Origin of the sequence: Pseudomonas moraviensis (assembly GCF_900105805.1) — a bacterium.
GTDB lineage: Bacteria > Pseudomonadota > Gammaproteobacteria > Pseudomonadales > Pseudomonadaceae > Aquipseudomonas > Aquipseudomonas moraviensis_A.
This window is the reverse complement of sequence record NZ_LT629788.1, coordinates 208,772-234,582: the sequence shown is the minus strand read 5'-3', so window position 1 is coordinate 234,582 and position 25,811 is coordinate 208,772. Positions and strand designations below refer to the sequence as shown.

Below are 25,811 nucleotides of genomic sequence, written 5' to 3'. Positions count from 1 at the left end.
AAAAGGGTTAAGGTGGCGTCACTGTGTTGCTTGTGTCACTGAGAATCTCTACACGATATGTTGAATTTCGATCCAACCATCTACAAGAATTTTTCCTGCTCTTTGCACTCAGTCTCGGCCAGGGTTCTTCCTGAGTCGCAGTTATCTTTGTTCAAGGAGTTACACCATGTCTAATCGCCAAACCGGTACCGTTAAGTGGTTCAACGATGAAAAAGGCTTCGGCTTCATCACTCCACAATCCGGTGACGACCTGTTCGTTCACTTCAAAGCTATCCAATCCGACGGCTTCAAAAGCCTGAAAGAAGGCCAACAGGTTTCTTTCATCGCTACCCGCGGTCAGAAAGGCATGCAAGCTGAAGAAGTACAAGTTATCTAACTTGTAGCTTCTTTAGAAAAGAGCCCCGCCCTTAAAAGCGGGGCTTTTTTGTGTCTGTATATTTTGTTTGCCCCTCTTTTTGCCTCCGCTCTATATGATCCGCGCCCTGGAATCACATGGAAGAAGCAGGATGCAATTCATCTCTTGGAGCACATTCAACGCGTTGCTGTTGGCGTTCGCCCCCCCTCTGAATGCAGAGACCAAATCTGATCATCCGACGGTGATTCTCGACATGAACCCTCGTGCGACATATCTGGCGAAAGGACCAGAAGTCAATGGCCACTCTTCGATGCAACTCAGAGGCGCAGCGCTCCTGACGCTCTCGACTCCTCACGCCTGCGGCAGCAACGAGGTCTATTTGACTCCAGAATCATTGGGCATTCCGAACGAATCATTTCGACGAGCGCTCGGCGAAGTCCAAGACTTGATCGACCAAAAAATCCCCCTGATTCTGACGCTCTCTGCTTGCGAGCGAAAACGCGCCTTCTTCGAAAAGGTACGCCCCTGCACTCCTGAGGAGTGCGCAGACCTGACGAACCCTCTGGCAGACGACAAGCTTTATCTGGACGAGCACCTCAAGCCGATCGGCGAAGGCCTGGCGTTGTACTACCTGAAAATGCCAATGTCCTATGACGAAGAAAAACAGGCGTGGCAAGCACAAATTTTTTACCGGGACACGCGAAGTCTAAGCAGCGAGCATTACGTCGACAGAGAAGACTTCGCTTCAGCGAAACCCGTTCTGACATACAAAGCTTACTATCGAAACGGAAAACCCCGCCGGACCTACCAGAATGATGCTAACGGCCTGCGTCAGGGCGAGGCGCTGACATATTCCGAACAAGGGGTCGTCATCAAGCGTGAAAACTACCTCAACAACCATCTCGAGGGTTGGCAATTTATCTATCACGAGAATGGCAAAATCGCTGAGTCCTATAACTGGCATCTGGGCAGGCACGTAGATGGCGAGTATCTCGAATACGACGAGGACGGGGCGCTGATCGGACGCAGCAGTTATCGAAATGACGTCCTCGACGGCCCTGTCCTTAGCTACCATTCAAATGGACAGGTCAAGTACGAAACCGTTTACATCAACGGCAAAGCTCAAGGACCGGATAATTCTTATTTTGACAACGGAGCCATTGAGACTTCCCGCACCAATTTCGACAGCAAGCCAGATGGTTGGATAACCACTTACTTCATCGACGGGACTGTCAAAGAGAAGCAGTTTTATAGGAACGGCATTCAACGAAGCTATGAGCAATGGAATGAGCAAGGCAGGCAAACCTTGCAGTGGCAGTGGGATGAAAAACATCGCCAACAGGGCGACTTCAAACAGTGGTACGCGACCGGCCAGCTTAAAGAACATCGAAAATACAAAGACGGCAACCTTCACGGATCATCCACGACATGGCACGAAAACGGTGAGATGGCTTCATTTACCGATTATATCGATGGTGCCGAGCATGGACCGATGCGCTTCTTCAGGAAAGACGGCAGCCTGAGCTACCAATGCCAATATCAGATGGGCGTCAGGCAGGGAGAATGTGTTTCGATTCCCGTCAGCAAGACCAAAGCAGAAAGCTGACAATGAAAAGCCCCGCAATCACGGGGCTTTCTCCTTTCTAGCGCAGGTGTTTACCAAGCGACGCCAAACCCTGCGGTATAGCGGGTCTTGTTCAAATCGGCATCGTTGGTGCCACTGATGATGTCGCGCTCGGCCTTGAGATTGAGCGAGGCCCATTCGGTGACCTTGTAGCGCAGGCCCAGCTCGGCATCCAGTGCGTAATCGGCGACGCCCGACAACGGCTTGCCGACTTCGCCATTGGTGAAGAACTCGACTTTCTTGCCGATCAGGTAGCGGTTGTAGTCCCACTTCATCGCGACGGAATAGAAGTTGTCCTTGCTGCCATCGCGGTATTCATAGTCGGTGCGGTTAAGCAACGAACCCAGCGAGAACGCGCCCAGTTCGTCGTCCCAGAACTGGTAGCCCGGACCGGTACCGACCACACGCTGACGCGCCAGCTCTTCGATGTGATCACGCTTGTAGTTGATGCGCCCCTGCCAGAACCACTGATCGGTGAGGAAGCGGTCGAGGGAGTATTCGGCGCGCCAGTTGTTGGTGGTGGTTTCCGCATCCTGCACTTCGCGGTTGTACTCGCCCTCAGCGATATGCCGCCAGCGACCATGGCGAGCGGAAGTCTTGAAGCCAACATCGTAATCGTCGGTGTCCTTTTCGGCGCGCTGATAGTCCAGCGCCAGGTCGACGTTGCCCTTCCACACCAGGTCGGTGACGATCGGCTTGGGCTTGAGGATCTGCTGAATGCTCGCCAGCTCGACAGTCTTCGGCGCCTCGCCATTGGCCAGGGTGACCTTGCCGTCGTCGGCCGCCGTGAGCGATTTCGACACTTCGCCGGCATAGGCGTCCTGCTTCACCAGCAAGTGCTGATCGCTGTCGAGGGTCTTGACCTCTTTCCAGTCAATTGCCACGGCACCGGCGTATTTGGTCTGGATCAACAGCTTTCCGCCGTCGAAGACCGTGATAGTGCCACTCAACTTGTCGCCGTTTTTCAACCAGACGGTGTCGGCAAGCAGGGGCGTGGACGTGCTGAAAACAGCAAGGCACAACAAGGTTCTGGGAAACATAAGCAGACCGGGGGCTCAGAGTTGGCGAAAAGGGTCGGCATTATCCGTAGGATTTTGCCCATGACAAGGACTGACCGGACTATTTCAATTGAGTTCATTTCTCAACTGCGCCCCAAGCGATTACCCTTGTCACCATTGTCACGCCAATGCTCAGGAGCCGCGTACGTGAAAGACCCGCTCGACAGCGTCGAAAACGATGCGCAAATCCGACGCACGGCGCTCTACTCGACGCTCGCGCAAGTGCCCGAAGGCAAAGTCGTCAGTTATGGACAGCTGGCCGAACTGGCCGGACTGGGCCGCGCCGCGCGCTGGGTCGGGCGCACCTTGAGCCAGTTGCCCGGCGACACCAGGCTGCCCTGGCACCGCGTATTGGGTGCCGGCGGACGCATCAGCCTGCCGGTCGGCAGCCCCTCCGGTGATGAACAACGCGCGCGATTGCGCATGGAAGGCATCACCATCCAGAACAATCGTGTGGATATTCGGCGCCATGGCTGGCGTCCGGTAGAGCACAGCGGTTAGAGTGCGCGCTTTGTTTTCGCAATTTTGAGGCAGACTTCAGCCCATGCCCCGTAAAACCTGGCGCGCCGCGCTCGCCGCCTATGCCAGTCCTTCGACGCTCGTGCTGTTGTTGCTCGGTTTTGCCGCCGGCCTGCCGTACATGCTGGTGTTCTCGACGCTCTCCGTGTGGCTGCGTGAAGCGGGCGTAGCCCGTGAAACCATCGGCTATGCCAGCCTGATCGGCCTGGCGTATGCGTTCAAATGGGTCTGGTCACCGCTGCTCGACCAATGGCGCCTGCCCTTGCTGGGCAAACTCGGTCGTCGCCGCTCCTGGCTGGTGCTCTCTCAGGCACTGGTGATTCTTGGCCTGATCGGCATGGGTTTCTGTGATCCGCAGAAGCATTTGTCCTGGCTGATCGCGATTGCCGTCGTCGTCGCTTTTGCCTCAGCCACGCAAGACATCGCGGTCGACGCCTATCGCCTGGAAATCGCCGATGACAGCCGCCAGGCCGCCCTCGCCGCCAGTTACATGTCCGGTTACCGCGTCGCCGCCCTGCTCGCCACCGCCGGCGCGCTGTTCTTCGCCGAAGGTTTCGGCTCCACCGGTTTCAACTATAAGCACGCGGCGTGGACCGGCACCTATGTGCTGTTCGGCGCATTGATGGTGCCCGCGCTGCTGACCACGCTGTTCATGCGTGAGCCGCCGGTGCCGCTGCGCACGCAGTTGCAGGCCGGGCGCTATACGTTCATGCATCAATTGATGTCGGTGTTCGTGCTGATCGTTTTGCTGGTTTCCGTACCGGCGATGTTCACCCAGCTGTACAACACCGATTTCGCTGGCGTGCTGTTCGGCGACATGAGCCCGCTCGACCTGCTGCTCGAAGACCGCGCTTTCCTTCGCGCCATTCTCTATACGCTGCTCACGGGGATGTGTCTGTCGGCCATGGGCCGGCGTGGATTGGCGCCGGTGCTGACGCCGGTCAATGACTTCATCCTGCGTTATCGCTGGCAGGCGCTGTTGCTGCTGGGCCTGATCGCCACCTACCGGATGTCGGACACGGTGATGGGCGTGATGGCCAACGTGTTCTACATCGACCAGGGCTTTACCAAGGATCAGATTGCCAGCGTCAGCAAGATCTTCGGCCTGATCATGACCCTCGTCGGCGCCGGCATGGGCGGCCTGTTGATCGTGCGCTTCGGCATCCTGCCGATCCTGTTTATCGGCGGCGTGGCTTCGGCGGCGACCAACCTGCTGTTCGTGATGCTCGCGGACATGGGGCCGAACCTGCAGATGCTGGTGGTGACCATTTCCCTCGACAACTTCAGCTCGGGCCTGGCGACTTCAGCGTTCGTCGCCTACCTGTCGAGCCTGACCAACCTGAAATTCTCGGCCACGCAATATGCCCTGCTCAGCTCGATCATGTTGCTGCTGCCGCGCCTGATGGGCGGCTATTCCGGCGTGCTGGTCGAGAAGTTCGGCTATCACAGCTTCTTCCTCATCACCGCTCTGCTAGGCGTGCCGACGCTGCTGCTGATTGCGCTGCACTGGTTTCAGGAGCGCCGCCGCGAAGGGCCGACACCGACGCCCGAACCCGCACCGACGCCCGCAACCGAAGAATCGTAGGACACTTCGCCGGTGACGGGAGGAATCCCGCCACCGGACCTTTGCGCCGGCCACACTTCTGTACGTCAGCAAAACTCGCCGGTACACTGCTCCGTCATTTCCAGTCATAGCAACCGACAACGGCCAACCATGCGCACCAGTCAATTTTTGCTCGCCACACAGAAAGAAACGCCTTCCGACGCGGTCGTGATCAGTCATCAGCTGATGCTGCGCGCCGGCATGATCCGCAAGCTTGCCTCGGGCCTGTACACCTGGCTGCCCATGGGCCTGCGAGTCATGCGCAAGGTCGAAGCCATCGTTCGCGAAGAAATGAACGCTGCCGGTTCTCTGGAAGTGTTGATGCCGAGCACCCAACCGGCCGAGCTGTGGCAGGAATCGGGGCGCTGGGAAGAATACGGCCCTGAGCTGCTGCGCATCAAAGACCGCCACGGTCGTGATTTCTGCGCGGGCCCGACCCACGAAGAAGTGATCACCGATCTGATGCGCAACGAGTTGAGCAGCTACAAACAGCTGCCGATCAACCTGTACCAGATCCAGACCAAATTCCGTGACGAAATCCGCCCACGCTTCGGTTTGATGCGCGGCCGCGAATTCATCATGAAGGACGCCTACTCCTTCCACGCCGATCAAGCGTCGCTGCAGATCACCTATGACCGCATGCACGAGGCGTACTGCAACGTGTTCACGCGTCTGGGCCTGAAATTCCGCCCGGTTGAAGCCGACAACGGTTCGATCGGTGGCGCCGGCTCCCACGAGTTCCACGTGCTGGCCGAGTCCGGCGAAGACGATATCGTTTTCAGCAACGGTTCCGACTACGCGGCGAACATCGAAAAAGCCGAAGCGGTGCCACGGGAAACCTCGCGCCCTGCGCCAACCGAAGAGCTGCGCCTGGTCGACACACCGGACACCAAAACCATCGCGGCGCTGGTGGAAAAATTCAATCTGCCGATTGAAAAGACCATCAAGACCCTGATCGTTCATGCCGAAGAAGAAGGCAAGCTGATCGCGCTGGTCATCCGTGGCGACCACGAACTGAACGAAATCAAGGCTGCCAACCAGCCAGGCGTGGCCAGCCCGCTGGTGATGGCCTCCGATGCCGAACTGCGTGATGCGATTGGCGCCGGCGCTGGCTCGCTCGGCCCGCTGAACCTGCCGCTGCCGATCATCATCGACCGCTCGGTCGCGATGATGAGCGACTTCGGCATCGGCGCGAACATCGACGACAAGCACTACTTCGGCGTGAACTGGGAGCGTGATCTGCCGGTTCCGACCGTTGCCGACCTGCGCAATGTCGTTGCGGGCGACCCAAGCCCGGACGGTAAAGGCACGCTGGAAATCAAGCGCGGCATCGAAGTCGGCCACATCTTCCAGCTGGGTAACAAGTACAGCAAGGCGATGAAGTGCGAAGTGCTGGGCGAGAACGGCAAGCCGGTGACCCTGGAAATGGGCTGCTACGGCATTGGCGTATCCCGCGTGGTTGCCGCTGCGATCGAGCAGAACAACGACGCCAACGGCATCATCTGGAGCGACACGCTGGCGCCATTCCAGATCGCTCTGGTACCGCTGCGCTATGAAACCGAGCAGGTGCGCGAAGCCACCGACAAGCTGTATGCCGAACTCACGGCGGCCGGTTTCGAAGTGCTGCTGGACGATCGCGACAAGAAAACCAGCCCGGGCATCAAGTTCGCCGACATGGAGCTGATCGGCATTCCACACCGGATCGTGGTCAGCGACCGCGGCCTCGCCGAAGGCAACCTGGAATACAAGAGTCGTTCCGCAGCAGAGGCGCAAGCGCTGCCGGTGGCCGATGTTGTGTCCTTCCTTCAGGCCCGTATCCGCCGCTGAAACCAGATAGAGACGTCATGTTCAAGCGAAACACCTTAGGCCTCGGTGGCGCCGCCCTGTGCGGCGCCCTGCTGGTCAGCGGCTGCGCCAATCACATGTCGCAACGCAGCGAGCACGAAGAGCGGGTCGAGCGAAAGTTGCTCGATCACAGCCTGCAGATCGATGTCGGCGAGCCCAAGGTGCTCGAGCTGCCGCAGCGACGCGTGAAGATCAACGAGCAGAAGACCTTCGAAGTCACCGAGTTCGAAGTCACCCGCCGTTACGACCGCTACACGCCTTACCAACCCTGGCGCGAAGTCTATGAGATTCCGCTGGGCGCGGTGGCCGTGGTCGGTGGTGTCGGTGCGAACGTGGTCAACGTGTTCGCCCTCGGCAACCTGCCGGACAGCGTCACCAAGGATTGGCTGAGCTACGGTTTCGCCGGGCTCAACCCGTTCATGAACGCGCAGTCCAACGGTCGCGCGCAGCAGAACCTCGCGGGCATCGACGAAGTCCAGCGCGACAAGCGCACGGAGTATTCGAGCCTGCCATGGAGCGAGCGCCCGGTGCAGGTCAAGGCAGGCAAGCAGACGTTCGACATGACCACCGACCGCAACGGTGTGCTGCGCTTGAACCTGCTCGACAGTCCTTTTGCCGAACATGACCTCAATCATATCGGCCGCTTGCAGATCAGTGTCGAAGACGCCAAGGATGACGTGCACTCCGACTCGACACTGATGCTCAGCGGTCACCTGCGCGGCAAGTTGCTTGAAGCGCACGGGCTGATTTATGACGATCTGGAAGATGACGAGGTGAGCCAGTGGGTGCACCGGGTCAAACGCCTGTCGGAACTGGGCCTGGAAGAGGAAGCCAGCGAACTGGAACAAAGCCTGATCGAACTGACGCGCAATGATCCGGAGTTGCAGACTGAGTTTCTCAAGTCTTTGGCCAAGGATGCCGGGCGTTTAGTGGCTGATCCGGGGCCGAATTAAGCCTTGAAAGATCGCAGCCTTCGGCAGCTCCTACAGGGTGTACACCATCCCGGTGTAGGAGCTGCCGAAGGCTGCGATCTTTTGCTTTGACGATCTACCGCTCAAACAACTCCATCTGCTCAAACCCGCCGCGCAAATCCTCCAGCCTCACCCCCACTCCCAACAACCGCACCGGCTTGCCGCCGCGATTGAACGCCTGCGTCAGCAGCAACTGATAACTGCCCAGGTCCCGCCCTGCCCCGGCCTGTTCCAGTGTGGTCTGGGTAAAGTCATGAAATTTGACTTTGACGAACGGCTTGCCCGGTCGGTAACTGCTGTCGATCCGCGCCATGCGGTTTTTCAGGGTGTCGAGCAGCTCGGGCAATTTGTCGAGGCAGGCGCGCAAATCCGGAAGATCAACATCGTAGGTGTTTTCCACACTGATCGACTGACGCCGACTGTCGTTGTGCACCAGGCGGTCATCGATCCCACGGGCGAGATTCCACAATCGCTCGCCAAAACTGCCGAATTCGCGCACCAGCGCCAGCCTGCCCCATTCGCGCAAGTGCTGGCAGTCGACGATGCCGAGCTTGCCGAGCTTGTCGGCAGTGACCTTGCCAACACCGTGCAGCTTGCTCACGGGCAGACCGCTGACGAAATCCTCGACCTGATCCGGGGTGATCACGAACAAGCCGTTGGGTTTCTTCCAGTCGCTGGCGATCTTCGCCAGAAACTTGTTCGGCGCGACGCCAGCGGAAACGGTGATGTGCAGTTGATTGGAAACCCGGCGGCGGATGTCCTGAGCGATGCGCGTGGCGCTGCCGCCGAAATGCGCGCTGTCGGACACATCCAGGTAAGCCTCGTCCAGCGACAGCGGCTCGATCAGGTCGGTGTAGTCGGCGAAGATCGTATGAATTTCCTTCGACGCTTCCCGATAAGCGTCCATGCGCGGCTTGACGATGGTCAGGTCCGGGCACAGCTTCAACGCATGCCCGGAGGCCATTGCCGAGCGCACACCATAGGCGCGCGCTTCATAGTTGCAGGTGGCGATCACCCCACGCCGGTCCGCCGAACCACCCACCGCCAGTGGCTTGCCGGCCAGACGCGGGTCGTCGCGCATCTCGATGGCGGCGTAGAAACAGTCACAGTCGATGTGGATGATTTTTCGCTGGGTCATGTCGGAAAAAGCAACGTGGCAAGCCGGAGCGGCAGTATCTCATTGGCACCTGTATATAGCACCAGTGGTTGAATGTTCTTTTCCGACCGTAGGATATTTCCGACGAATTTATTTTCTCAATCAAGGATCGCCGACCAATAGAGCTGAAAGCCTTGCGCGGCCTGCCCTGCGTGCCGATCACCGGATCCCGAAAAGATCCTAAGCGCTTGAACCTCAACAGATTTATCCAGATCGAAGGTTGACACACTCGCGAACCTCTGTAGAATGCCGCCACACAGACGCGGGATGGAGCAGTCTGGTAGCTCGTCGGGCTCATAACCCGAAGGTCGTCGGTTCAAATCCGGCTCCCGCAACCAAACATCGAAAAAGGCTACTCGAAAGAGTGGCCTTTTTTGTGCGCGTCTGTTTTGTCCAGCCAGCGTCGTGCAACACGGGTTGGGGAAGAACAGGATTTCTTTGGATTTCCGAAACTTAACGCGCGCCTGCGACCGTTTGCCGCGATTTTGCAGTTATTTGACCCATTCGGGGATTAGCGGTTGACACCTCGCCGTTCGCCTGTAGAATGCCGCCACACAGACGCGGGATGGAGCAGTCTGGTAGCTCGTCGGGCTCATAACCCGAAGGTCGTCGGTTCAAATCCGGCTCCCGCAACCAAACATCAAAAAAGGCTACTCGAAAGAGTGGCCTTTTTTGTATCTGTCGAAAAAGTCCTTTCGCAACAATGATCTGTCACTGTGCAGTGAACCGCTGGGGATCATCAGAACTGCTGTGTTGCGACTATGCTTGAGTCGCAGACAGGCTTTCTGCAATCCAGGAACTGCCCTCGCCGATGCCCGACGAGAGGCGTAGTATTTTGTGATTATTTTTTTCTACAGGGATTGGTAACTTGGCTGGATACCTCCATCCTGTCGCGCACAATCCAAGAGGTGATTGATGCGCGCCAACTCGTCTGATCCACAAGACACCGTTACAGCAGAACAACCGATCAAACCCCAGCGTTTGCGCTGGCTGGATCGGTTAAGCAAATACCGTCAGCCGATCGGTCTGGCGGTGACGTTGCTGCTGTTTGCCATTGCCCTGATTGCCTGCCGCCATCTGCTCGCCGAGCTCGATCTCGACGCGTTGCATGACTCGATTCTCGACGTACCGAAACCGGCCCTGCTCGGCGCCATCGGCGCGACCGTGATCGGTTTCATCATTCTGCTCGGCTATGAATGGTCGGCCAGCCGCTACGCTGGCGTGAAGCTGCCGCCGCGTACGCTCGCCCTCGGCGGCTTCACCGCGTTTGCCATCGGCAATGCGATTGGCCTGTCGCTGCTGTCCGGCGGCTCGGTTCGTTATCGTTTATATGCGCGGTTGGGTGTCGGTGCGTCAGAAGTTGCGCACATGACGCTGTTCGCCAGCCTCTCGCTGGGCTGCGCATTGCCGCCGCTGGCTGCGCTGGCAACGTTGAGCAATTTGCCCGCTGCCTCGCAAGCGCTGGGACTGTCCGAAGTCTTGCTTGGTTCGGTCGCCGCCGCCGTACTGATCCTCGGTGCAGTGTTGGCGATAGGCATCTATCGCCGTCGTCTGCCGGAACAACCCTACCCCGACAATCTGCTGGTTCGCGCCGGTCGGCGCACCTTGCGTCTACCGGGTCGACGCCTGACCCTTCTGCAACTGCTGATCACCGCTCTCGACGTCGCGGCTGCTGCCACCGTTCTGTATTTGCTGCTGCCGGAAGCGCCACCGTTTGCGCCATTCCTGCTGGTCTACCTGTTGGCGCTGGCCGCGGGCGTGCTCAGTCATGTGCCGGGCGGCGTTGGCGTGTTCGAAGCGATTCTGCTTGCCGCGTTTGCCGATAAGCTCGGCGCCGCACCGCTGGCCGCTGCCCTGCTGCTCTATCGCCTGATCTACGTGGTGTTGCCGCTGCTGGTCGCCTGCGTGTTGCTGCTGATCAACGAAGGCCAGCGCCTGTTTCAGACCCAGACCATGCGCGCCGCGTCCGGTCTGGCGGCGCCGATTCTGGCGGTGCTGGTGTTCCTGTCGGGCGTGGTGCTGCTGTTTTCCGGCGCAACCCCGGAAATCGACACGCGCCTGGAGCACATCGGTTTTCTGATCCCGCATCGACTGGTCGACGCCTCTCACTTCGGCGCCAGCCTGATTGGCGTTTTGTGCCTGTTGCTCGCCCAAGGCCTGCGTCGGCGCCTGTCGGCGGCGTGGATGCTGACTACCATTCTGCTGCTGGTCGGCGCCCTGCTTTCGCTGCTCAAAGGCTTCGATTGGGAAGAAGCCACGCTGATGACACTGACGGCGGCACTGCTGGGTGTGTTCCGCCGCTCCTTCTACCGCCCGAGCCGTTTGACCGAGCTGCCGTTCTCGCCGCTGTATCTGGTCGCCAGCCTGTGCGTGCTGGGCGCTTCGGCCTGGTTGCTGCTGTTCGCCTATCAGGACGTGCCCTACAGCCATCAACTATGGTGGCAGTTCACCCTCGACGCTGATGCGCCCCGCGGCCTGCGCTCGCTGCTCGGCGCGGCGGTGTTGCTGGTGATCATCTCCCTGACCTGGCTGCTGCGCACCGCACGCCCGGTGATTCATTTGCCGACGCCGGACGAACTCGACCGCGCAGCGAAAATCCTCATGGCCTCGTCGCAACCCGATGGCGGCCTCGCACTGACCGGTGACAAGGCACTGCTGTTTCATCCCAACGACGAGGCGTTTCTGATGTACGCCCGGCGTGGCCGCAGTCTGGTGGCGCTGTACGACCCGATCGGGCCGAGCCAGCAACGCGCGGAAATGATCTGGCAGTTCCGCGACCTCTGCGACATCCACCACACCCGCCCCGTGTTCTATCAGGTACGTGCGGAAAATCTGCCGTACTACATGGACATCGGCCTGACCGCGATCAAACTCGGCGAAGAAGCCCGGGTCGATCTGCGGCGCTTCGATCTGGAAGCCAAGGGCAAGGAGATGAAAGACCTGCGCTACACCTGGAACCGTGGCACCCGCGACGGTCTGTCGCTGGAAATCCATGAGCCGGGCCAGGCGCCGATGGATGAGCTGAAGGTCATTTCCGATGCCTGGCTGACCGGCAAGAACGTGCGCGAGAAAGGCTTCTCCCTCGGCCGTTTCAGCGACGATTACCTGAAGCATTTCCGCATCGCGGTGATTCGCTTCGAAGGCCGTCCGGTGGCGTTCGCCAATCTGCTTGAGACTTACAGCCACGATCTGGCCAGTCTCGACCTGATGCGCGCGCACCCGGAAGCGCCGAAGCTGACCATGGAATTCATGATGGTCGGCCTGATTCAACACTATAAGAGTCACGGATACGCGCGCTTCAGCCTGGGCATGGTGCCGTTGTCGGGGTTGCAACCCCGCCGTGGTGCGCCACTGACCCAGCGTCTGGGCTCGATGGTTTTCCGCCGTGGTGAGCAGCTGTACAACTTCCAAGGCTTGCGCCGCTTCAAAGACAAGTTCCAGCCTGACTGGGAACCCCGTTATATGGCCGTGCCCGCCGGACTCGATCCGCTCGTGGCGCTGGCCGACACTGCCGCCCTGATCGCGGGCGGCTTGACTGGATTGGTGAAACGCTGATGATTCAACGCTCCCTGAAGTACATCCTGGCCGCACTGATTGTGCTGGCCGTGATTGCCGGCGGCGGTTACTGGTACCTGAAACGCCCGGCACCGGAACCGACCGTCGAACAGCTCAAACCCGCCGATGGCGCGGCCATGACCCGGGTGATTCCGGGCAGCAAGCCGAAGGCTCAGGTGTTGGTGGCTGTCACCGACGAACAGAAGCTCTCCGAGAAACAACTGACCACCCTCAGCCGCAGCGCTTCGGCGCAGATCGTTCAGGTGATTCTGCCCAAGGACTGCCTGCTGCAAAGCCGCGCACTGCAAGCGGGCCTGCGTGAACTGAACGGCCCGGCCACCCTGGTCAGCGGCATCGGCCCGGGCGCTGTGCTGGCATGGCGCTGGCTGGCGGAACAGAAAGACGACAAGGCCCAGGCCATCTCCGTCGATCTGGCCCTGGAAAAGCCCGGCTGCACCCACCTGCTGCCAAAATCCGCCGCCCACGGCCACTGGCTGGTGGCGTGGAACGACAACCCGGACGACGCCAGCGCAGGTTTCGTCCGCGATCAGCCGAACGCCGAAACCAGCATCAGCGACTACGACATCAACCTGCCGCAAGTGCTGAACAACGAACTGCGCAAAATCCTCGTCGGCGGCGACAAGGCCAACGGCGGCCTGGCGATCCCGGTCGTGGAAGTTCCGGCCGGTCAGGCCAACGACACCGTGACCCTGTTCCTTTCCGGTGACGGCGGCTGGCGCGACCTCGACCGCGACGTCGCCGGGGAAATGGCCAAGATCGGCTACCCGGTGGTCGGCATCGACACCCTGCGCTACTACTGGCAGCACAAGAGCCCGGAACAAAGCGCCCTCGACCTCACCGAACTGATGCAGCACTACCGGCAGAAATGGGGCACCAAGCGCTTCATCCTCACCGGCTACTCGTTCGGCGCGGACGTCCTGCCAGCGATCTACAACCGCCTGCCAGAGAACGAACAGCAGCGCGTCGACGCGATCATCCTGCTCGCCTTCGCCCGCACCGGCAGCTTCGAAATCGAAGTCGAAGGCTGGCTCGGCAACGCCGGCAAAGAAGCCGCCACCGGGCCAGAAATGGCCAAATTGCCAGCGGCGAAGGTTGTGTGCATCTATGGTGAAGAAGAGACGGATGAGAGTGGCTGCACCGACAAGACTGCCGTTGGCGAACCGGTGAAACTGCCCGGCGGACATCACTTTGATGAAAACTACCCGGCGCTGGCCAAGCGTCTGGTGGAGCTGATTCAGAAGCGCCAGAGCAAGGATTCGGTCGCCGAAGAGTGATCTGAGCCGCCGACTACAAAAGCCCCCGCCATCTCACAATAGCGGGGGCTTTTTACATTTGCATGGATCACCCCAATCCCCTGTAGGAGTGAGCCTGCTCGCGATAGCGGAGTGTCAGCCACCTATTTGCCAACTGACACACCGCTATCGCGAGCAGGCTCACTCCTACAGGGAAACAAGTGTCCGACGTTTAGTTTCGTTTACGTCTGGTCTCGCAATATCAGATGACGCCCACAGACCTTGTAGGCAAACTCCGAAACTCGTGTTCGGGCGCTTTGCCGCTCTATTGCGCTGTTTTTTGACGGGATACTCTCCGGACGTCGCTGACCCATTCAGCGATCGGGTGTGGTAACCCGGAGAAACCATCGCAACAGCGCGCTCCTCAAGTTATGGCGGCTGTGCGTGGGACGCTTTTGGGCGTGCCGGTTTCCTTGGTTCCCGGTTTACCACCCTGCGTACAGTTGCCTCCCTTTCGCGTGGTAACGAAAGTCGCGGCGCTTCGAACTAAGGAGTAACACGATGACCGAAACTGATCTGCACGGACTTGCAAACGCTAAAACCATCGGCTTCACCCCTTTCCTCTACAACTCGGATCAAGCGTTCTTCAACGTCCGCTCCGGCATCCCGATCATTGATGCCTTGTCCCAATCCTCCGACCTGCTATCCCTCGCCAAATCCTTCGCCGAAGACGCGGCTTACGCCAAAAACACCGACCGCCATGCCTGGGCCGCGCATTACCTGACAGTGATGGGCAAAGCCTTGATTGATGATGTAATTCAGGCGTTGATGCCACGACCTGCGCGTACGAAGACCGAGTCTGAATCAGAGATGCCTGAAAGCTTGTAGAGGTTTGCAGATCAAAAGATCGCAGCCTTCGGCAGCTCCTACATGGAATGCGAAACCTGTAGGAGCTGCCGAAGGCTGCGATCTTTTGATCTGAAGTTGCCGCCCACAAAAAAGCCCCCGCCAGCCATAAAGCTACCGGGGGCTTTTGAGTTGCGGCGGGGCTTACATCTCCACCTGCGTTCCCAACTCAATCACCCGGTTCAACGGCAAATTAAAGAACCGCAGATTGCCATTGGCATTCTTCAACATGAACGCAAACAACGCCTCACGCCAACGCGCCATGCCCTCGAGTTTCGAGGCGATCACCGTCTCGCGACTGAGGAAGTAAGTGGTACGCATCGGGCTGAAGTCGAGGTCTTCGAGGTGGCACAGTTTCAACGCCTGTGGCACGTCCGGCTCGTCGGTGAAACCAAAGTGCAGAATCACCCGGAAGAAGCCCTCCCCGTGCGCTTCGACTTCGAAGCGACGGGATGGCGGCACACGCGGGATGTCTTCGTAGACCACCGTCAGCAACACCACTTGCTCATGCAGCACCTGGTTATGCAGCAGGTTGTGCAACAGCGCGTGCGGCACGGCATCGGAGCGGGCAGTGAGGAACACCGCCGTGCCCTGTACGCGATGCGGGGGTTGTACGCGGATGCTGCTGATGAAGATCGGCAGCGGCAGCGCACCTTCGTCGAGGCGTTCGACCAGCAGTTGTTTGCCACGCTTCCAAGTGGTCATCAGCACGAACAGGGCGATGCCGGCGATCACCGGGAAGGCGCCGCCCTGAACGATCTTCGGCACGTTGGCGGCGAAGTACAGGCCGTCCACCAGCAGGAAGCCAAGCAGCACCGGTACCGCAAGAATCGGTGGCCATTTCCACAGCAGCAGCATGACCGCCGACACCAGAATGGTGGTCATCAGCATGGTGCCGGTCACCGCCACGCCATAAGCCGAGGCCAGTGCGCCAGAGGATTCGAAGCCGATCACCAGCAGTACCACGCCGACCATCAGCGCCCAGTTCACCGCGCCGATGTAGATCTGGCCCTGCTCGTCGCTGGAGGTGTGCTGGATGTACATGCGCGGGATGTAGCCGAGCTGGATCGCCTGACGGGTCAGGGAGAAAGCGCCGGAAATCACCGCTTGCGAGGCGATCACCGTGGCCAGTGTCGACAGGCCGACCAGCGGAATCAGCGCCCAGCTCGGTGCCAGCAGATAGAACGGGTTGCGCGCGGCGTCAGGATTTTCCAGCAGCAACGCACCCTGGCCAAAGTAATTCAGCACCAGCGCCGGCAGCACCAGCAAGAACCAGGCGCGAGCGATCGGCTTGCGGCCGAAGTGGCCCATGTCGGCGTACAGCGCTTCGGCGCCGGTCAGCGCCAGCACCACGGCGCCGAGAATCGCCACGCCCATGCCCGGATGCACGATGAAGAAATTCACCGCCCACATCGGATTGATCGCGTGCAGCACTTCCGGGGTATGGCTGATGCCGTACACGCCGAGGGCGCCGAGGACGACAAACCAGGTGACCATGATCGGCCCGAACAGGATGCCGATCCGCGCGGTACCGTGGCGCTGGATCAGAAACAGCGCGACCAGCACCACCAGCGACAGCGGCACCACCCAGTGATCAATGCCGTCGAACGCCAGGCCGAGGCCTTCGATCGCTGATAACACCGAGATCGCCGGGGTGATCATGCTGTCGCCGTAGAACAGCGCCGCGCCGATCAGCCCGCAGACTACCAGCAGCGTGCGCAGGCGCTTGCGCCCCGCCGCTGCCCGCCGTGCCAGTGCGGTGAGGGCCATGATGCCGCCCTCACCCTGGTTGTCCGCGCGCAGGACGAACATCATGTACTTGATCGAGACCACCCAGATCAGCGACCAGAAGATCAACGACAGAATGCCGAGTACGCCGTCGTGATTGACCGGCACACCGTAACCACCGGAAAACACTTCCTTGAGGGTGTACAACGGGCTCGTGCCGATGTCGCCATAAACCACCCCGACCGCCGCGACCAGCATGCTCAGCGGTCTACTCGCCGAACCCTCGGCGCCCGCCGCATGACTACTTGCCTGACCCATCCAACACTCCTGATCTCGATACCGGCTTCTTAGAAGGAAGCACTATGCTTTGTATTGCAGCATGCGCTGTTTTACCTGTTGTTACAGACCAATGATTGACTGCAAGAAATCGGTAAAGCTCAACGGCGCGAAGCATAGCGCAGCACTCGTCGTATTTCCCCGTATAAAGCTGGTCAAGTGCGTTGCCCGCCGCTAGAATTGCGCACTTTTTGATCAGAGGCGCGCCCTAAGCGCCCATCCGTCGGTTTGCGCATCAAGCAAGCGACGTCACAAAACACCGAGGTTAGACATGTCCACCACTCCTGCGCCGGCCAATCCCAAGGTTGGCTTTGTATCTCTGGGTTGCCCGAAAGCACTGGTCGACTCCGAGCGCATCCTGACCCAGCTGCGCATGGAAGGTTATGACGTGGTGTCCACTTATCAGGACGCCGACGTTGTAGTCGTCAACACCTGCGGTTTCATCGATTCGGCCAAGGCTGAGTCGCTGGAAGTGATCGGCGAAGCGATCAAGGAAAACGGCAAGGTCATCGTCACTGGCTGCATGGGCGTGGAAGAAGGCAATATCCGCGACGTGCACCCGAGCGTGCTGGCCGTGACCGGTCCGCAGCAGTACGAGCAAGTGGTCAACGCCGTGCACGAAGTGGTGCCGCCGCGTCAGGATCACAACCCGCTGATCGACCTGGTGCCGCCACAAGGCATCAAGCTGACCCCGCGCCACTACGCGTACCTGAAGATTTCCGAAGGCTGCAACCACAGCTGCTCGTTCTGCATCATCCCGTCGATGCGCGGCAAACTGGTCAGCCGTCCGGTGGGTGACGTGCTCGACGAAGCTCAGCGCCTGGTCAAATCCGGCGTCAAAGAGCTGCTGGTGATTTCGCAAGACACCAGCGCTTACGGCGTTGATGTGAAATACCGCACCGGTTTCTGGAATGGCGCGCCGGTGAAAACCCGCATGACCGAACTGTGCGAAGCCTTGAGCACGCTGGGCGTCTGGGTCCGCTTGCACTACGTTTACCCGTACCCGCACGTCGACGAGCTGATCCCGCTGATGGCCGCCGGCAAGATCCTGCCGTACCTGGACATCCCGTTCCAGCACGCCAGCCCGAAGGTCCTGAAGTCGATGAAACGCCCGGCGTTCGAAGACAAGACCCTGGCGCGGATCAAGAACTGGCGCGAGATCTGTCCGGACCTGATCATCCGTTCGACCTTCATCGTCGGCTTCCCGGGCGAAACCGAAGAAGACTTCCAGTACCTGCTGAACTGGCTGACCGAAGCCCAGCTCGACCGCGTCGGGTGCTTCCAGTACTCGCCAGTGGACGGCGCTCCGGCCAATGATCTGGATCTGGAGATTGTTCCGGACGAGGTCAAGCAGGATCGTTGGGAGCGCTTCATGGCGCACCAGCAGGCGATCAGCTCGGCCCGTCTGCAAATGCGCATTGGTCGCGAGATCGAAGTGCTGGTGGACGAAGTCGACGAGCAAGGCGCGGTCGGCCGCTGCTTCTTCGATGCGCCGGAGATCGATGGCAACGTGTTTATCGACAACGGCAGCAATCTGAAACCGGGCGACAAGGTCTGGTGCAAGGTGACTGATGCTGACGAATATGATCTGTGGGCTGAGCAGATCTGATCTGAAGATCAAAAGCCCCTCACCCTAGCCCTCTCCCAGAGGGAGAGGGGACTGATTGAGGTGTTCTCGCGAGCTTCACCGACCTGAGCCATCCAGTCGAACTCAGGTTTTGAACAGCACGAAGATCAGCTCCCTTCCCCCTCGCCCCCTCTCGGGAAGAGGGGACTGATTGAGGTGTTCTCGCGAGCTTCACCGACCTGAGCCTTCCAGTCGAACTCAGGTTTTGAACAGCACGAAGATCAGCTCCCTTCCCCCTCGCCCCCTTGGGGGAGAGGGTTGGGGTGAGGGGGAGAGCTCTTGCCGGCGACAGAAATAGCCAGCCAGACACCGCAACAAAAACAAAAAGCCCCGCTCTTTTTACAAGATGCGGGGCTTTTTTGCGGCTATCGTTTAGCGGGGGACGGACTCCCTTGAAACGTACAAGAGGCACACGCACATGCGTCAGCATTCGGTCATTCACACACCGAAAATCAGCGATTACCAAGAACTGACCCGGGTCTGGGAGGCCTCGGTCCGGGCGACTCATCAATTCCTGCCGGACAGCTACATCGAGCTGCTGCGCAATCTGGTGCTTACCCGTTATCTCGATGCGGTGATGCTGATCTGTACCAAAGACGCCCAGCAGCGCATCACCGGGTTTGCCGGAGTGGCGGCGGGCAAGATTGAAATGCTGTTCATCGATCCCGATCATCGTGGCCGTGGTTTAGGTAAACAGCTGCTTAAATATGCGATCGAACGGCTGAACGCCGATGAACTCGACGTCAACGAACAGAACCCGCAGGCGCTGGGGTTTTACGAGAAACAGGGCTTCGAGGTGGTCGGACGCTCCGAGGTCGATGGCATGGGCCAGCCGTATCCGCTGCTGCATATGCGCCTGCGGCAGAATCAGCAACGCTCAAGCACCGGCTGACACACCACAACCCTGTAGGAGTGAGCCTGCTCGCGATAGCGCCAGACCAGCCGACAACAATACTGAATGTCATAAAGCAATCGCGAGCAGGCTCACTCCTACAAATAACGATACCGAAATGGAACCGGGCTTAACCGCTTCCACACAGGTACAATGCCCACCCCTTTTTTGTTACGGCCCTGTCATGACTGACCCGATTCGCCTCTCCAAACGCCTCATCGAACTGGTCGGTTGCTCCCGCCGGGAGGCCGAGCTGTTCATTGAGGGCGGCTGGGTTACCGTGGACGGCGAAGTCATCGATGAGCCGCAATTCAAGGTTGGCGATCAAAAGGTCGAACTCGACAAGGACGCCAAGGCCACCGCGCCGGAGCCGGTGACCATCCTGCTCAACGCCCCCGCCGGCATGGATGTCGACAGCGCCATGCAGTCGCTCAGCGCCGAAACCCTCAGCGAAGAGCACCGCTACGGCAAGCGACCGTTGCGCGGACATTTCCTGCGGCTCACCGCCAGCGCCGACCTGCAGCCCAAGGCCAGCGGCCTGCTGGTGTTCACCCAGGACTGGAAAATCCTGCGCAAACTCACTGCCGACGCCGCGAAGATCGAGCAGGAATACATTGTTGAAGTAGAGGGTGAGATGGCTGCCCACGGCCTCAATCGCCTGCAGCACGGCCTGACCCACAAGGGCAAGGAGCTGCCACCGGTCAAGGCCAGCTGGCAGAACGAAAACCGTCTGCGCTTCGCCATGAAAAACCCGCAGCCGGGAATCATCGCGCAGTTCTGCGAGGCGGTCGGTCTGAAGGTCATCGGCATCCGCCGCATCCGCATCGGCGGCGTCTCGATCGGCAAGGTCCCGCTCGGCCAATGGCGCTACCTGTCCGGCAAAGAGAAGTTCTGACACTTCCACCGCCGTCCCACATTCCGGCAGCGCTCGCGAGCGCTGCCCACAACGCATCAGGAATACCGACATGGTTCATAACGACGTACTGCGCAGCGTGCGCTACATGCTCGACATCAGCGACAAGAAAGTCGTCGAGATCATCAAGCTCGGCGGCCTCGACGTCACGCTCGCCGATGTAATCACCTGGCTGGACAAGAAAGAAGAAGACGAAGAAGGTTTCGTGCGCTGCCCCGACGAAGTCATCGCCCACTTCCTTGATGGCCTGGTGATCTTCAAACGCGGCAAGGACGAAAGCCGTCCGCCGCAGCCGATCGAAGTGCCGGTGACCAACAACATCATCCTGAAAAAGCTGCGTGTGGCTTTCGAACTGAAAGAAGACGACATGCACGCGATTCTCAAGGCCGCCGAGTTTCCGGTGTCCAAGCCTGAGCTGAGCGCGCTGTTCCGCAAGGTTGGCCACACCAACTACCGCCCGTGTGGCGACCAATTGCTGCGTAACTTTCTCAAAGGGCTCACGCTGCGCGTTCGCCCGGCCTGATGCCCTTTTGCGGTGGCGACTGATGGTCGCCACCGCAGCGCATAACCGCTCATTCCCTCTGAAAATAGTGGCTCCGCTTTTCGCGGCTGGCGACTAGGGTGTATTGATCCCTAATCTTCAGGACTCGCCATGCATCCCTACTTTTCCCTGCAAGGCCGCACCGCTCTGGTGACCGGCGGCACCCGTGGTATCGGCAAAATGATCGCCAAGGCCTTTGTCGAGGCCGGCGCCCGTGTCTACGTCTGCTCTCGCGACGCTGAAGCCTGCCATCAAACGGCTGAAGAACTCAGCGCCTTGGGCCAGTGCCACGGCGTGGCGGCGAACCTGGCGACGGAAGAAGGTGTGCAGGAGCTGGCTGCGCGCCTGGGGGAGCAGATCACTCATCTGGACATTCTGGTGAATAACGCCGGCACCACCTGGGGGGCGCCGCTGGAGAGCTACCCGGTCAAGGGCTGGGAGAAAGTCATGCAGCTCAACGTAACCTCGGTGTTCAGTTGCATCCAGCAGTTTCTGCCGTTGCTGCGCAAGGCTGGCTCGGCGGCGAATCCGGCGCGGATCATCAATATCGGTTCGGTGGCGGGAATTTCGTCGTTTGGCGAGCAGGCTTACGCCTATGGGCCGAGCAAAGCCGCGCTGCATCAGCTGTCACGAATTCTCGCCCGGGAACTGGTGAGCCAGCACATCAACGTCAACGTGATTGCGCCGGGGCGCTTTCCGAGCAGGATGACGCAGCACATTGGTAATGATGAGCAGGCGTTGGCTGCGGACACGGCACTGATTCCGATGAAGCGCTGGGGGCGTGAAGAGGAGATGGCGGCGCTGGCGATCAGCCTGGCGAGCACGGCGGGGGCCTACATGACGGGGAATATCATTCCGCTGGATGGTGGGTTCAGCCTCTAAGATCGGCGGTGACGCTATCGCGAGCAGGCTCACTCCTACAGGGATTTTCAGCGAGCACAGATTTTGTGTACACCCATGACCCTGTAGGAGTGAGCCTGCTCGCGATGGCGTCAGCCCAGTCGCCACCTGCCATAAGGTCTGCCGGGTTATCATGCCCGCCCTACCCCGCTTCGATCCCAAACCATGACCTACAGCGTTTCCCCCATCGGCTTCGTGCGCTCCTGCTTCAAGGAGAAGTTCGCCATTCCTCGCCAGCCCCAACTGGCCCCGGCTGCCCGGGGCGTGCTGGAGCTGGTCGCACCGTTCGAGCAGGGTGACGCCGTGCAGGGCCTGGAGCAGGTCAGCCACGTCTGGCTGTTGTTCCTGTTTCATCAAGCCCTGGAAGAAAAGCCGCGCCTGAAGGTGCGTCCGCCCCGGCTGGGCGGCAACAAGTCGATGGGCGTATTCGCCACCCGCGCCACACACCGACCGAACGGCATCGGTCAGTCGGTGGTGAAGCTGGACAAGGTTGAAGGCCATCGGCTGTTCATTTCCGGGATCGATTTGCTCGACGGGACCCCGGTGCTGGATATCAAGCCGTATGTGCCATACGCCGATATCATCCCGGGGGCGAGCAACCACATCGCCAGCGCGGCGCCGCACTTGATCGATGTGCAGTGGACGGATTCGGCGCTGCAACAGGCGCACATACACGCACAGCGCCTCGACGAGCCGCTGGTAGAGCTGATTGAGCAGTGTCTGGCGCAGGATCCACGTCCGGCGTATCAGACACCGGCGCCGGAACGGGAATATGGCGCGCAGTTCTGGGATCTGGACGTGCGCTGGCATTACCCGACGCCTGCGCAGATTTGCGTGCTGGAAGTCATCCCGGCTGGCGAATGACACCCGCAAACGAAAAAGCCCGCGCTGCCTTCTCAGGCTACGCGGGCTTTTTGCTTTTCTGTAGGAGTGAGCCTGCTCGCGATTTCGGTGGATCAGTCAAGATGGATTTCGACTGACGCGGCCCTATCGCGAGCAGGCTCACTCCTACAAGGGGTGTTATTTTTCGACGAACGCACGCTCGATCAGATAATCACCCGGCTCGCGCATCCGCGCCGAGATCTTCAGGCCGAAGCTGTCGAGCACTTCGCTGGTCTCGTCGAGCATGCTCGGGCTGCCGCAGATCATCGCGCGGTCGTCCTGCGGGTTGATCGGTGGCAGGCCGATGTCGCTGAACAGCTTGCCGCTGCGCATCAGGTCAGTCAGGCGGCCCTGATTCTCGAACGGCTCGCGGGTCACGGTCGGGTAGTAGATCAACTTGTCACGCAGCGCTTCGCCGAAGAACTCGTTCTGCGGCAGGTGCTCGGTGATGAATTCGCGGTAGGCGACTTCGTTGACGTAACGCACGCCGTGAACCAGGATCACTTTTTCAAAGCGCTCGTAGGTTTCCGGGTCCTGAATGACGCTCATGAACGGCGCCAGACCGGTGCCGGTGCTCAGCAGGTACAAGTGCTTGCCCGGGTTCAGGTCATCAAGAACCAGCGTGCCGGTAGGCTTCTTCGAGATGATGATCTCGTCGCCTTCCTTCAAATGCTGCAGCTGGGAGGTCAGCGGACCGTCCTGTACCTTGATGCTGAAGAACTCGAGATGCTCTTCCCAGTTCGGGCTGGCGATCGAGTAAGCGCGCATAAGCGGGCGGCCGTTGGGTTGTTGCAGGCCGATCATCACGAACTGACCGTTCTCGAAGCGCAGGCCCGGATCGCGGGTGCACTTGAAGCTGAACAGAGTGTCGTTCCAGTGATGAACACTGAGGACACGCTCGTGGTTCATGTTGCTCATGTACGTTTGACTCCTGGAGATTGGTCTGCGCGGCTCGATGAGGCTTAACGTGCGCAATTGCATCGCATTCTAATAGCGACGACAATATCTGTTAACTGGATTATTAAGATAAGGGTTATCGGTTATATCGATATGCGATTTACTCTCCGTCAACTGCAAGTCTTCGTCGCCGTCGCCCAGCAGGAAAGCGTATCCCGTGCTGCGGGTCTGCTCAACCTCTCGCAATCGGCGGCCAGCACTTCGATCACCGAGCTCGAGCGCCAGTCCAGCTGCCAGCTGTTCGACCGCGCCGGTAAGCGCCTGAGTCTCAACGCCCTCGGTAAACAGCTGTTGCCGCAAGCGGTGGCCCTGCTCGATCAGGCCAAGGAAATCGAAGACCTGCTCAACGGCAAATCCGGTTTCGGCTCTTTGTCAGTGGGGGCGACGCTGACCATTGGCAACTATCTGGCAACCCTGCTGATCGGCAGTTTCATGCAGCGCCACCCCGAAAGTCAGGTCAAGCTGCACGTGCAGAACACTGCCAATATCGTGCAACAAGTCGCGCATTACGAAATTGATCTGGGTCTGATTGAAGGCGATTGCAGCCATCCCGACATCGAAGTGCAGAGTTGGGTAGAGGATGAGCTGGTGGTGTTCTGCGCGCCACAGCATCCGTTGGCCAAGCGCGGCAGCGCGACAATGGAAGAGCTGACCCATGAGGCGTGGATTCTGCGGGAACAGGGTTCCGGCACGCGCCTGACCTTCGATCAAGCCATGCGCCACCACCGCAGTGCGCTGAACATTCGGCTGGAGCTGGAACACACTGAAGCGATCAAACGCGCGGTGGAGTCAGGCCTGGGGATTGGCTGTATCTCGCGGCTGGCGCTGCGCGATGCCTTCCGCCGCGGCAGCCTGGTGCCGGTCGAGACGCCGGATCTGGACCTCGCCCGGCAGTTCTATTTCATCTGGCATAAACAGAAGTACCAGACCTCGGCCATGCGCGAGTTTCTCGACCTGTGCCGCGCGTTTACCGCCGGGGTGCAGCGCAGCGACGAGATCGTCTTGCCGACCATCGCTTAAAGCAGAATCACCGCCCACACCAGCGCGATCATGCTCAATGCCACGAACTGCGCGGCGCTGCCCATGTCCTTGGCATTTTTAGACAGCGGATGCAATTCCAGCGAGATACGGTCAATGGCCGCTTCCACCGCCGAGTTGAGCAGCTCGACAATCAGCGCCAGCAAGCAAACCGCGATCAACACGGCCTGCTCGACTCGGCTGACATTGAGGAAGAATGTCAGCGGAATCAGCACCACGTTGAGCAGCACCAATTGGCGGAACGCTGCTTCGCCGGTGAAGGCGGCACGCAAGCCGTCAAGCGAATAGCCGGACGCGTTGAGGATGCGTTTCAGGCCGGTCTGGCCCTTGAAAGGTGACATAAAGAAGAAACCAACCAAAAAGGAGTGGGGAAGCTAGATCAACGAAAGTCAAAAAAGCGTGAAACAGCCAGTCATCACTGGCTCGGAATTGACTCAAGTTGTTGCAGCAGTAAAGCCGCTTGCGTGCGAGTGCGCACATTCAATTTGCGAAAGATCGCCGTGACGTGAGCCTTGATGGTCGCTTCCGACACGCTCAACTCGTAGGCGATCTGCTTGTTCAGCAGGCCTTCGCAGACCATGGTCAGCACGCGGAACTGTTGCGGCGTCAGGCTGGCCAGACCATCGCTGGCGGCTTTCGCCTCATCCGACACGCTCACCGCTTCGAAGGCTTGCGGCGGCCAGAACACATCGCCATCGAGGACTTTGCGCACCGCTTGCTGGATCACGTTCAAGTCGCTGGACTTGGGAATAAAGCCGCTGGCACCGAACTCGCGGGACTTGACCATCACCGAAGCTTCTTCCTGGGCCGAGACCATCACCACCGGAATCTGCGGATACTGTCCGCGCAGCATGACCAACCCGGAAAACCCGAAAGCGCCGGGCATGTTCAGATCCAGCAGGACCAGGTCCCAGTCAGACTTTTCGGTCAGGCGTGCTTCCAGTTCGGCGATGCTCGCCACTTCCACCAGCCGAACATCCGGGCCAAGGCCCAGCGTCACCGCTTGATGCAGGGCACTACGAAACAATGGGTGATCATCGGCAATCAGGATGTCGTATGTGGCCATTTTTCAAATGATCCTGTTTTTGATGGCAGACCCGGTGCATTCCGGTCTGGCCAAAACAACTCAAGATGTCGCGTTTGAAGCGATAT

The 25,811-nt window shown here is 59.5% G+C and carries 22 protein-coding genes, 2 tRNA genes and 1 pseudogene; 18 read left to right on the top strand and 7 right to left on the bottom strand.

Annotated elements, in window-relative coordinates; all coding sequences use genetic code 11:
* The first annotated feature begins 166 nt into the window (after positions 1-166).
* Both BLU71_RS01235 and BLU71_RS01230 read left to right on the top strand, forming a co-directional pair.
* Entirely contained in the window at positions 167-376 is a 210-nt protein-coding gene (locus tag BLU71_RS01235) for a cold-shock protein (protein WP_002554837.1), read from the top strand.
* A gap of 130 nt (positions 377-506) precedes the next feature.
* Positions 507-1,961, top strand: a complete 1,455-nt coding sequence (locus tag BLU71_RS01230; protein ID WP_064364215.1) for a toxin-antitoxin system YwqK family antitoxin — start codon at positions 507-509, stop codon at positions 1,959-1,961.
* Positions 1,962-2,011: 50 nt separating this feature from the next.
* Here the strand turns inward: BLU71_RS01230 and BLU71_RS01225 are convergent, their stop codons facing one another.
* Positions 2,012-3,019, bottom strand: a complete 1,008-nt coding sequence (locus BLU71_RS01225) for a DUF481 domain-containing protein (RefSeq protein ID WP_042608238.1) — start codon at positions 3,017-3,019, stop codon at positions 2,012-2,014.
* Between the two features lie 165 nt (positions 3,020-3,184).
* Here BLU71_RS01225 and BLU71_RS01220 point away from each other — a divergent pair, with 165 nt between their 5' ends.
* The 4 genes from BLU71_RS01220 (at position 3,185) to BLU71_RS01205 (ending at position 7,957) form a co-directional block, all read left to right on the top strand.
* On the top strand, positions 3,185-3,538 hold the full coding sequence (locus tag BLU71_RS01220; RefSeq protein ID WP_083352143.1) for an MGMT family protein: 354 nt from the start codon (positions 3,185-3,187) through the stop codon (positions 3,536-3,538).
* 43 nt (positions 3,539-3,581) lie between these two features.
* A complete protein-coding gene (locus BLU71_RS01215) occupies positions 3,582-5,141 on the top strand; it encodes an AmpG family muropeptide MFS transporter (RefSeq protein WP_042608240.1) in 1,560 nt (519 codons plus the stop codon).
* Between the two features lie 129 nt (positions 5,142-5,270).
* Positions 5,271-6,986, top strand: a complete 1,716-nt coding sequence (locus BLU71_RS01210) for a proline--tRNA ligase (RefSeq protein WP_065615257.1) — start codon at positions 5,271-5,273, stop codon at positions 6,984-6,986.
* A 17-nt stretch (positions 6,987-7,003) separates the two neighbouring features.
* Positions 7,004-7,957, top strand: coding sequence for a hypothetical protein (locus tag BLU71_RS01205; protein WP_042608242.1), 954 nt, complete (start codon positions 7,004-7,006; stop codon positions 7,955-7,957).
* A gap of 94 nt (positions 7,958-8,051) precedes the next feature.
* Here the strand turns inward: BLU71_RS01205 and dinB are convergent, their stop codons facing one another.
* A complete protein-coding gene (gene dinB, locus BLU71_RS01200; protein WP_042608243.1) occupies positions 8,052-9,113 on the bottom strand; it encodes a DNA polymerase IV in 1,062 nt (353 codons plus the stop codon).
* A 279-nt stretch (positions 9,114-9,392) separates the two neighbouring features.
* Between dinB and BLU71_RS01195 the strand changes: the two genes are divergently transcribed.
* The 5 genes from BLU71_RS01195 to BLU71_RS01175 all read left to right on the top strand — a co-directional run bounded on the left by BLU71_RS01195 (position 9,393) and on the right by BLU71_RS01175 (position 14,827).
* Positions 9,393-9,469: transfer RNA gene (locus BLU71_RS01195), tRNA-Met, on the top strand.
* A 221-nt stretch (positions 9,470-9,690) separates the two neighbouring features.
* Positions 9,691-9,767 (top strand) — tRNA-Met (locus BLU71_RS01190).
* Between the two features lie 279 nt (positions 9,768-10,046).
* Positions 10,047-12,686 (top strand): bifunctional lysylphosphatidylglycerol flippase/synthetase MprF, encoded by a 2,640-nt coding sequence (mprF, locus tag BLU71_RS01185; protein ID WP_083352142.1) that lies wholly within the window; start codon positions 10,047-10,049, stop codon positions 12,684-12,686.
* A complete protein-coding gene (locus BLU71_RS01180; protein WP_083352141.1) occupies positions 12,686-13,981 on the top strand; it encodes a virulence factor family protein in 1,296 nt (431 codons plus the stop codon). Before mprF ends, BLU71_RS01180 begins: the two co-directional genes overlap by 1 nt.
* A gap of 519 nt (positions 13,982-14,500) precedes the next feature.
* A complete protein-coding gene (locus BLU71_RS01175) occupies positions 14,501-14,827 on the top strand; it encodes a DUF3077 domain-containing protein (protein WP_065615261.1) in 327 nt (108 codons plus the stop codon).
* 162 nt (positions 14,828-14,989) lie between these two features.
* On the opposite strand, the gene BLU71_RS01170 is transcribed toward BLU71_RS01175, so the two are convergent.
* The gene (locus BLU71_RS01170) at positions 14,990-16,831 is read right to left on the bottom strand and encodes a potassium transporter Kup (RefSeq protein WP_371857548.1); all 1,842 of its coding nucleotides are present in this window, start codon (positions 16,829-16,831) and stop codon (positions 14,990-14,992) included.
* A gap of 349 nt (positions 16,832-17,180) precedes the next feature.
* Here BLU71_RS01170 and rimO point away from each other — a divergent pair, with 349 nt between their 5' ends.
* The 3 genes and pseudogenes from rimO to BLU71_RS28045 all read left to right on the top strand — a co-directional run.
* Positions 17,181-18,518 (top strand): 30S ribosomal protein S12 methylthiotransferase RimO, encoded by a 1,338-nt coding sequence (gene rimO / locus BLU71_RS01165; RefSeq protein ID WP_042607049.1) that lies wholly within the window; start codon positions 17,181-17,183, stop codon positions 18,516-18,518.
* Positions 18,519-18,954: 436 nt separating this feature from the next.
* Positions 18,955-19,428: a GNAT family N-acetyltransferase gene (locus BLU71_RS01160; protein ID WP_083352140.1), complete on the top strand. Its 474-nt coding sequence runs from the start codon at positions 18,955-18,957 to the stop codon at positions 19,426-19,428.
* A pseudogene (locus tag BLU71_RS28045) lies at positions 19,355-19,738 on the top strand (hypothetical protein); the annotation flags it as partial. The gene BLU71_RS01160 and the pseudogene BLU71_RS28045, both read left to right, overlap by 74 nt.
* A gap of 340 nt (positions 19,739-20,078) precedes the next feature.
* On the opposite strand, the gene BLU71_RS28040 reads toward BLU71_RS28045, so the two are convergent.
* Positions 20,079-20,126, bottom strand: a complete 48-nt coding sequence (locus BLU71_RS28040) for an SEC-C metal-binding domain-containing protein (RefSeq protein ID WP_223259094.1) — start codon at positions 20,124-20,126, stop codon at positions 20,079-20,081.
* A 267-nt stretch (positions 20,127-20,393) separates the two neighbouring features.
* Between BLU71_RS28040 and BLU71_RS01150 the strand changes: the two genes are divergently transcribed.
* The 3 genes from BLU71_RS01150 (at position 20,394) to tsaA (ending at position 22,646) form a co-directional block, all read left to right on the top strand.
* Entirely contained in the window at positions 20,394-20,864 is a 471-nt protein-coding gene (locus BLU71_RS01150; RefSeq protein WP_064364222.1) for a DUF1456 family protein, read from the top strand.
* Between the two features lie 129 nt (positions 20,865-20,993).
* Complete coding sequence (locus tag BLU71_RS01145; RefSeq protein WP_083352139.1) at positions 20,994-21,764, top strand: SDR family oxidoreductase; 771 nt, start codon at positions 20,994-20,996, stop codon at positions 21,762-21,764.
* Positions 21,765-21,947: 183 nt separating this feature from the next.
* The gene (gene tsaA / locus BLU71_RS01140; protein ID WP_083352138.1) at positions 21,948-22,646 is read left to right on the top strand and encodes a tRNA (N6-threonylcarbamoyladenosine(37)-N6)-methyltransferase TrmO; all 699 of its coding nucleotides are present in this window, start codon (positions 21,948-21,950) and stop codon (positions 22,644-22,646) included.
* A 156-nt stretch (positions 22,647-22,802) separates the two neighbouring features.
* On the opposite strand, the gene fpr is transcribed toward tsaA, so the two are convergent.
* On the bottom strand, positions 22,803-23,582 hold the full coding sequence (gene fpr / locus BLU71_RS01135) for a ferredoxin-NADP reductase (RefSeq protein ID WP_007908723.1): 780 nt from the start codon (positions 23,580-23,582) through the stop codon (positions 22,803-22,805).
* A 132-nt stretch (positions 23,583-23,714) separates the two neighbouring features.
* Between fpr and BLU71_RS01130 the strand changes: the two genes are divergently transcribed.
* Positions 23,715-24,641 (top strand): LysR family transcriptional regulator, encoded by a 927-nt coding sequence (locus BLU71_RS01130; protein WP_042607042.1) that lies wholly within the window; start codon positions 23,715-23,717, stop codon positions 24,639-24,641.
* Here BLU71_RS01130 and BLU71_RS01125 read toward each other — a convergent pair.
* A complete protein-coding gene (locus tag BLU71_RS01125; RefSeq protein WP_042607041.1) occupies positions 24,638-25,000 on the bottom strand; it encodes a diacylglycerol kinase in 363 nt (120 codons plus the stop codon). The two genes, BLU71_RS01130 and BLU71_RS01125, sit on opposite strands and share 4 nt — an antisense overlap.
* A 74-nt stretch (positions 25,001-25,074) precedes the next feature.
* Positions 25,075-25,725, bottom strand: a complete 651-nt coding sequence (gene erdR / locus BLU71_RS01120) for a response regulator transcription factor ErdR (RefSeq protein ID WP_027611090.1) — start codon at positions 25,723-25,725, stop codon at positions 25,075-25,077.
* Positions 25,726-25,811 lie beyond the last annotated feature (86 nt).

What these genes read in the sequence shown, in the direction of transcription:
- BLU71_RS01230 (WP_064364215.1), top strand. Translation starts at nt 507, where the DNA reads ATGCAATTCATCTCTTGGAGCACATTCAACGCGTTGCTGTTGGCGTTC.
- BLU71_RS01235 (WP_002554837.1), top strand. Translation starts at nt 167, where the DNA reads ATGTCTAATCGCCAAACCGGTACCGTTAAGTGGTTCAACGATGAAAAA.
- mprF (WP_083352142.1), top strand. Translation starts at nt 10,047, where the DNA reads ATGCGCGCCAACTCGTCTGATCCACAAGACACCGTTACAGCAGAACAA.
- BLU71_RS01160 (WP_083352140.1), top strand. Translation starts at nt 18,955, where the DNA reads ATGCGTCAGCATTCGGTCATTCACACACCGAAAATCAGCGATTACCAA.
- erdR (WP_027611090.1), bottom strand. Translation starts at nt 25,725, where the DNA reads ATGGCCACATACGACATCCTGATTGCCGATGATCACCCATTGTTTCGT.
- BLU71_RS01215 (WP_042608240.1), top strand. Translation starts at nt 3,582, where the DNA reads ATGCCCCGTAAAACCTGGCGCGCCGCGCTCGCCGCCTATGCCAGTCCT.
- BLU71_RS01210 (WP_065615257.1), top strand. Translation starts at nt 5,271, where the DNA reads ATGCGCACCAGTCAATTTTTGCTCGCCACACAGAAAGAAACGCCTTCC.
- rimO (WP_042607049.1), top strand. Translation starts at nt 17,181, where the DNA reads ATGTCCACCACTCCTGCGCCGGCCAATCCCAAGGTTGGCTTTGTATCT.
- dinB (WP_042608243.1), bottom strand. Translation starts at nt 9,113, where the DNA reads ATGACCCAGCGAAAAATCATCCACATCGACTGTGACTGTTTCTACGCC.
- BLU71_RS01170 (WP_371857548.1), bottom strand. Translation starts at nt 16,831, where the DNA reads ATGCTGGTCGCGGCGGTCGGGGTGGTTTATGGCGACATCGGCACGAGC.
- BLU71_RS01150 (WP_064364222.1), top strand. Translation starts at nt 20,394, where the DNA reads ATGGTTCATAACGACGTACTGCGCAGCGTGCGCTACATGCTCGACATC.
- BLU71_RS01175 (WP_065615261.1), top strand. Translation starts at nt 14,501, where the DNA reads ATGACCGAAACTGATCTGCACGGACTTGCAAACGCTAAAACCATCGGC.
- BLU71_RS01145 (WP_083352139.1), top strand. Translation starts at nt 20,994, where the DNA reads ATGCATCCCTACTTTTCCCTGCAAGGCCGCACCGCTCTGGTGACCGGC.
- BLU71_RS01130 (WP_042607042.1), top strand. Translation starts at nt 23,715, where the DNA reads ATGCGATTTACTCTCCGTCAACTGCAAGTCTTCGTCGCCGTCGCCCAG.
- BLU71_RS01180 (WP_083352141.1), top strand. Translation starts at nt 12,686, where the DNA reads ATGATTCAACGCTCCCTGAAGTACATCCTGGCCGCACTGATTGTGCTG.
- tsaA (WP_083352138.1), top strand. Translation starts at nt 21,948, where the DNA reads ATGACCTACAGCGTTTCCCCCATCGGCTTCGTGCGCTCCTGCTTCAAG.
- BLU71_RS01225 (WP_042608238.1), bottom strand. Translation starts at nt 3,019, where the DNA reads ATGTTTCCCAGAACCTTGTTGTGCCTTGCTGTTTTCAGCACGTCCACG.
- BLU71_RS01125 (WP_042607041.1), bottom strand. Translation starts at nt 25,000, where the DNA reads ATGTCACCTTTCAAGGGCCAGACCGGCCTGAAACGCATCCTCAACGCG.
- BLU71_RS01205 (WP_042608242.1), top strand. Translation starts at nt 7,004, where the DNA reads ATGTTCAAGCGAAACACCTTAGGCCTCGGTGGCGCCGCCCTGTGCGGC.
- fpr (WP_007908723.1), bottom strand. Translation starts at nt 23,582, where the DNA reads ATGAGCAACATGAACCACGAGCGTGTCCTCAGTGTTCATCACTGGAAC.